The sequence below is a fragment of the Dietzia sp. DQ11-38-2 genome (assembly GCF_014145055.1).
Classification (GTDB): Bacteria; Actinomycetota; Actinomycetes; order Mycobacteriales; family Mycobacteriaceae; genus Dietzia.
In genome coordinates this window covers 1-6,844 of sequence record NZ_JAALDW010000338.1, presented here as the reverse complement: position 1 = coordinate 6,844, position 6,844 = coordinate 1, and the positions used below count along the sequence as shown (strand labels likewise).

The 6,844-nt window shown below is 69.6% G+C and carries 5 protein-coding genes and 1 pseudogene; all 6 read right to left on the bottom strand.

The genetic code is table 11. From position 1 onward, the window contains the following. A pseudogene (locus G6026_RS11775) lies at positions 1 to 437 on the bottom strand (shikimate dehydrogenase); the annotation flags it as partial. Between the two features lie 10 nt (positions 438 to 447). Continuing rightward, a complete protein-coding gene (locus G6026_RS11770) occupies positions 448 to 1,620 on the bottom strand; it encodes an endolytic transglycosylase MltG (RefSeq protein WP_182613291.1) in 1,173 nt (390 codons plus the stop codon). Positions 1,621 to 1,711: 91 nt separating this feature from the next. Further along, positions 1,712 to 2,185: a Holliday junction resolvase RuvX gene (gene ruvX / locus G6026_RS11765; RefSeq protein WP_107756539.1), complete on the bottom strand. Its 474-nt coding sequence runs from the start codon at positions 2,183 to 2,185 to the stop codon at positions 1,712 to 1,714. Beyond that, positions 2,182 to 4,842, bottom strand: a complete 2,661-nt coding sequence (gene alaS, locus G6026_RS11760; RefSeq protein WP_182613290.1) for an alanine--tRNA ligase — start codon at positions 4,840 to 4,842, stop codon at positions 2,182 to 2,184. The genes ruvX and alaS overlap by 4 nt, the downstream gene beginning before the upstream one ends. A 187-nt stretch (positions 4,843 to 5,029) precedes the next feature. Beyond that, positions 5,030 to 5,185, bottom strand: a complete 156-nt coding sequence (locus G6026_RS11755) for a hypothetical protein (RefSeq protein ID WP_017836862.1) — start codon at positions 5,183 to 5,185, stop codon at positions 5,030 to 5,032. Between the two features lie 85 nt (positions 5,186 to 5,270). Next, the gene (locus G6026_RS11750; protein WP_182613289.1) at positions 5,271 to 6,668 is read right to left on the bottom strand and encodes a replication-associated recombination protein A; all 1,398 of its coding nucleotides are present in this window, start codon (positions 6,666 to 6,668) and stop codon (positions 5,271 to 5,273) included. Between the last annotated feature and the right edge of the window lie 176 nt (positions 6,669 to 6,844).

Below are 6,844 nucleotides of genomic sequence, written 5' to 3'. Positions count from 1 at the left end.
AGCCCGGCCAACACCGGGCGGGCGGTCCCGCCGACGCCCAGGACGACCGCCGTCGGTTCGGGGGGCAGCTCGTCGAACCCGGCGAGTGCCCCGGTCACCCCGTCGACGTCCGTGCAGTCGGCGAACCAGCCGGTCTCCCGCCGGACGAGGGTGTTGGCGCTGCCGACGATCCGGGCGCGCTCGCTGACCTCGGTCGCGTACCCGAGGGCGGCGAACTTGTTCGGCATCGTCACCGAATACCCCACACGATGGTCGGGAGACGAGTCGACCACGGCGGGCAGTTGCGCCTCCGTGCACTCGATCCGCTCGTAGGTCCACCCGTCGAGGCCGAGCGCCCGGTACGCGGCACCGTGCAGGACCGGGGACAGGGAGTGGTCCACAGGGTGGCCGAGTACCGCGGCCGATCGGGGCGAGCGGTCCGCGGCGCTATCGCCCACTAGAGCGGCGCTACCGCCCACTGGACAGGACCCCGTTCGCGATCGCCTCGCTCTGGTATCGCTCGTGCTGCGGGTACTCGTCGGCGAATCGGGTGGTCCCCTGCATGTCGACCGTGACGAAGTACTTCCACTGTCCTTCCGCGGGGTTCTCCATCGCCCGGAGCGCGTCGAGGCCGGGAGACCCGATCGGACCGTAGGGCAACCCGTCCATGGCGTAGGTGTTCCACGGCGTGACCGCGGCCCGATCGGCGTCGGTCGTCGCGATCTCCTGGTCGGCGAGGGCGTAGTTGACCGTCGAGTCGAACTGCAGGCGCATCGGCTCGTCGAGTCGGTTGAGGATCACCCGGGCGATCTTGTCGAAATCCTCGAGTGTTCCCTCCTTCTCCACCAGGGACGCCGCCGTGACCACCTGATAAGGGGTCAACCCGATCCTCTCGGCGGAGGGGACGAGGCCGGTGGCGTCGTACGCCTCGGTCGACGAGTCGATCAACTGGCGGAGGATCTCCACGGGCTCCGACTGCGGGTTGATGTTGTGAACGCCGGGCGCGATCAACCCCTCCAGTCGACGCACCGGGTCAGGGGCGCCGCGGACCTCGTTGATGGCCCAGTCGGGCACCCCGAGTTCGACGGGGTCGGCCTGGACGGCGGCGTCGACGATCTCCTGCGGAAGCCGGCATACCGGTGGGGCGTCCGGCTGGTCGAGGTCCCGCAGGCAGGTCGCGTCGGCGATGAGTGTGTAGATGCCCTTCTCGGTGCCGCCGCCGACCACGACCGTGTCGAGCAGCCGCCCACCGGGATTGACGTCCATGAAGCCGACCCTGCTGCGGGGATCGGACAGGGCCTCGACCGCCGACGCGGCACTCATCTCCTGACGGACCTGGTAATAGCCCGGTTGGATGCCCTCGACCGAGGTCCCGGAAGCTGCGCCCGTGAAGGCCCGCGTGCTGGCCACGGTGCCGATGTCATACAGGCGATCCCCGACCACTCCCAGGGTGTCACCCGGTTCGACGTGCAACAGGGCGGTACCGGAACCCCCGCCCTCGAAATCCGGCGCGGCCGAGATCTCGCTGTTCGTCGCCCGGTACACCATCGCGGCGAAGGCCAGGACCACCCCGACCACGGCCGCGAGGAGTATGAACCGGATGGTGCCACTCGTTCGTGAGCGTCCTCGTGCCGCAGACATCGTGCTCCTTATCCGGTGGTTCAGGGAGCTGCCCGCCGGACAGCATCGTGCGTCGTGTCAGTTTATCCAGCCGGGTGGGTCGGGACGCCCGTCATCGGCGGGCGCGCCGTGAGTCGAGCCATGCCTGGAGCAGCACCACCGCGGCGGCCTGGTCGATCACGCCACGCTGCTGTCGGGTGTTCCTGCCCGCTCCGTGCAGGGCGGCCCCGGCCGTCACGGTGGTGAGTCGTTCGTCCACCGTCTCGACGTCGAGACCCGGCGAGGCGGCGGACAGCGCCGTGACGAACGATCGCGCCATCGCCGTCGAGGCGGTGTCCCGTCCCTTCAACGAGGTGGGCAGTCCGACGATCACGCCGACCGCGTCGTGCTCCTCGACAAGCTCAGCCAGGCGCCTCACCTCCGCCGTCCAGTCGGGGTCACCACTGGCGACCCGAATCGTCTCGACAGGAGTGGCCAGAATCCCGTCGGGATCGCACGAGGCGACACCGATCCGTGCCGTCCCCACGTCCAGCCCGATCCGACGTCCACGGGTCCATCCGGAGGAACCGGTGTCGGATGCCGTCACCCGGCGTCCCTGACGGCGGAGCGCAGGGCGGACACGGCCGCATCGATGCCGGACGGGTCGGTGCCGGCGCCCTGTGCCATGTCGGCCTTGCCACCACCCCGCGCCCCGAGCGTCGGTGCGATGGCCTTGACCAGATCTCCCGCGCGCAGACCGCGCTCCTGGGCGGCCGGGCTCACCGCGATGACGAACGGGACCTTGTCGGAACCCGCGGCGGTGAGGAAGATGACGCCGGCGTCCCCGCCGAGACGGCCCCTGAGGTCCGATGCGAGTGTCCGCAGGTCGCCCGCCGATCCTCCCGGGTCGTCGTGTGTCAGCAGCCGGATCCCGTCGAGGTCCTCGGCCGCCGACAGCAGGTCCCCGGCCCGAGAGGCGAGCTGGGCGGCACGCATCGATTCGAGGGCCTTCTCCGCCTCCCGCAACTTCGCGGTCAGCGCGGCCACCCGGTCGGGCAGCTCCTCGGCCGGTGCCTTGAGCGAGGTGGCCAGGCCCGACACGAGCGCACGTTCCCGGGCCTGATGTCGGTAGGCGTCCATGCCGACGTACGCCTCCACCCGCCGGATACCGGAGCCGACGGAGGCCTCGCCCAGCAGACTCACCGGGCCGATCTGCGCGGAACTGGCGACGTGGGTTCCGCCGCACAGTTCCATCGAGAACGGACCGCCGATCTCCACCACCCGGACCAGCGACCCGTAGTTCTCGCCGAACAGTGCCATGGCGCCCATCCGGCGGGCGTCGTCGAGGCTGGTCTCGATCGTGTTCACGCGATAGTCGGCGTCGACGGCGGCGTTGGTGATCTCCTCAACCTGGGCCAGGACGTCCGCCGGGATGGAACCCGACCAGTTGAAGTCGAACCGCATGTACCCCGGTTTGTTGAGCGAGCCCGCCTGGACGGCTTCCGGTCCGAGGATCTGCCGCAGCGCGGCGTGGACGAGGTGGGTGGCCGAGTGGCCCTGTGTGGCCCCCTTGCGCCACTCCGGGTCGACGGCCGCGGTGACGAGCTGGCCGGCCTCGACCTCGCCTCCCGTGAGGACGCCCTTGTGGATCCACAGCTTCTTGCCGATCTTCTGGACGTCGTCGACCTGCATCTGGAAACCGGCCGTGGAGATCATGCCGCGGTCCCCGAGCTGGCCACCGGACTCGGCGTAGAACGGGGTGCGATCGAGGACGAACTCGACCCTGTCACCCTCCCTGGCCACGGGGACGGATTCGCCGCCGGACACGATGCCCAGGAGTGTGGACTCGTCGGTGAGTTCGGTGAATCCGGTGAAGACGGTCTCGCCCGCGTCGAGGAAGTCGCGGTACACCGACAGGTCGGCGTGGGCGTGCTTCTTGGACCGCGAGTCCGCCTTGGCCCTCGCCCGCTGCTCGGACATCAGGGACCGGAAGCCCGCCTCGTCGACCTGGAGTCCGGCCTCGGCCGCCATCTCCAGCGTGAGGTCGATGGGGAACCCGTGCGTGTCGTGCAGCGCGAAGGCCTGGCGTCCCGACAGGGTCGCCGCCCCCGACTTCCTGGCGTCCTGCGCGGCGCGTTCGAACAGCTGGGTGCCGGACTCGAGGGTCTTGAGGAAGGCGATCTCCTCGGCCACGGCGATGCGTTCGATGCGCTCGTACCCGGCGACGGTCTCGGGGAACGACGGGCCGATCGCGTCCTTGACTGTGGTCATCAACTCGGCCATCGTGTCCCCGCCCGCCCCGAGCAGCCGGACCGAGCGGACGATTCGCCGCAGGAGGCGGCGCAGGATGTACCCGCGGCCCTCGTTGCCGGGGGTCACACCGTCGGCGATCAGCATGTACGCCGTGCGCGCGTGATCCGCGATCACCCGGAAACGTACGTCGGAGGCGCTGTCCGCCCCGTAGGTGCTGCCGGAGAGACGCTCGGCGGTGTCGATCACCGGGCGGAGCAGGTCGGTCTCGTAGACGTTCTCGACACCCTGGAGCAGGAACGCGACCCGCTCTATCCCCATCCCGGTGTCGATGTTCTGCTTGGGCAGCGGGCCCAGGATCTCGAACGCGTCCTTGCCGGTGCCCTCGCCGCGCTCGTTCTGCATGAACACGAGGTTCCAGATCTCGATGTAGCGGTCCTCATCCGCCTCCGGACCGCCCTCCGCCCCGTAGGCCGGGCCGCGATCGTAGAAGATCTCCGAGCACGGCCCGCACGGTCCGGGAACACCCATGGACCAGTAGTTGTCCGCCATCCCGCGACGTTGGATGCGGCCCTCCGGGACGCCGACCACGTCACGCCAGATGCCATACGCCTCGTCATCGTCGAGATAGACGGTGACCCACAGCAGCCCGGGGTCGATACCGAACCCGCCGTCATCGACGGACGAGGTGAGCAGTGACCACGCGTGCCGGATCGCCCCCTCCTTGAAGTAGTCACCGAAGGAGAAGTTGCCGGCCATCTGGAAGAAGGTGTTGTGGCGTGTGGTGATGCCCACCTCCTCGATGTCGAGGGTGCGCACACACTTCTGGATGGAGGTCGCGGTGGCGTGCTCCGGGGTCTCCTGGCCCAGGAAGTAGGGCTTGAACGGGACCATGCCCGCATTGACGAACAACAGGTTCGGATCGTCCAGTACCAGTGATGCGCTGGGGACCTCGGCGTGTCCGGCCCTGACGAAGTGGTCGAGGAATCGGCGCCGGATCTCATGGGTCTGCACAGGGGGCCTCACTGGGGTCTTGAGGAGGTGGTCGGACGACTGCTCAGCCTACCGGCGGCACTCCGGCGTCGAGGAACGGACCGGAAGAGCCTTCGAACGCCCTCGGCACGGACCCCGCCTGCGGGGACCGTGCCGAGGGGACTGCCGGCGATCCGGCCGGCGATCTGACGACGCGCGAGTAGCCGTATCAGCGCGGCATCGGGGGCAGGATGATGCCGAAGTTGGCGGCGGTGATGAACGCCTCCTGGGGAAGCAGACCGAGGCTGTGCGCGCCGGTCCCCCACACGCCCACCGAGGTGGCCACACCGACCAGGGTCGAGAAGATGCTCGCGATTCCGCTCATGATTCCTCCGAAAAGTGCTCGACGACTTGAATGTTGCGCCCGTTCAGACAGGCCTCATGAGTTTCACATATTTCGACCCGGGCAGCTAGGTGGATCCGCGGACGATGCCCCGCAGTCGGGTCAGTCTCGTGCGCAGGTCACGTTCGTAACCGTGTCCGGTGGGCGAGTAGTAGTCCCGACCCACGAGCTCGTCGGGAGGGTACTGCTGCGCCACCACCCCCGCCGGCGACTGGTGCGCGTAGCGATATCCGACGCCGTTGCCCAGCCCCTTCGCCCCGGCGTAGTGACCGTCCCGGAGGTGACGCGGGACCTCCCCGACGCCACCGGCGCGCACGTCGGCCATCGCGGCGTCGATCGCGGAGATGACGGCGTTGGACTTGGGCGCCGTCGCCAGGTGGATGGTGGCCTGGGCCAGGGCGAGGCGGCATTCCGGCAGCCCCACCTTCTGCACGACCTCCGACGCGGCGGAGGCGGCGAGCAGTGCGGTGGGGTCGGCCATGCCGATGTCCTCACTCGCGTGCACCATCAGTCGCCGCGCGATGAATCGCGGGTCCTCCCCCGCGACCAGCATCCGCGCGAGGTAGTGCAGGGCCGCGTCGGCGTCCGATCCGCGGATCGACTTGATGAACGCGCTCGTGACGTCGTAGTGCTGGTCACCGTCACGGTCGTAGCGCACCGGTGCCGCGTCCAGGCTGAGTTCGACCGTCTCCGGGGTCACCACCGCGTCCTCGGCGGCCCCCGCGGCGGCCTCGAGGATGGTCAGGCTGCGCCGGGCGTCGCCGCCGGAGAGCCGGACGATGTCCTCCACGGCGGCGTCGGTCACCTCGAGCGCACCCCCGTAGCCCCGCTCGTCCGCGACGGCCCGCCGGATCACCGTCGCCACCCCCGCCGCGTCCAGCCCCTGCAGCTCGGCGATGAGCGAGCGGCTCAGCAGCGGGGCTATCACCGAGAAGTGCGGGTTCTCCGTGGTGGCGGCCACCAGGAGCACGATCCCGTTCTCGACCGCGGCCAGCAGCGCGTCCTGCTGGCTCTTCGAGAAACGGTGCACCTCGTCGATGAACAGCACCGTCCGGCGGCCGTGGAGTTGACGCGTCCGGGCGTCCTCGATCACCGCGCGGACGTCCTTGACCCCGGCGCTCAGGGCGGAGAGCGCCACGAAGTGCCGTCCGGACGTGCTGGCCACCAGATTGGCCAATGTCGTCTTGCCCGTCCCCGGCGGCCCGTAGAGGATCACCGAGGACCCTCCCCGGCCCTCGACCAACCGCCGCAACGGAGAGTTGGGTCGCAGGAGGTGCTCCTGTCCCACCACCTCGTCCAGCGTCCGTGGCCTCATCCGGACCGCCAGCGGAGATCCCGGGTCGACCTGCGGGACAGACCCCTCCCGCGGACCCGGTCGCGCATCCCCGGCCGCGAACAACCCTGCGTCTTCGCTCACGCGACCCAGGCTACCGACGGACCCCGACACCGCTTGGATGGTGAACATCAGGAGACGAACAGACCGTCCGGGTGGTCCGGCCCGTCGCGATGGGGTTGAGTGGAACCCGCGTGTGCCCCGTCACCACGGGGTAGACCTTGAGTCCGTACCCCTCCCGTCCAGCCCGCCCCCGAGGAGCCCCGCCCGATGAGCCGCCATCACGACGCCTGCCACGGACCCACCCT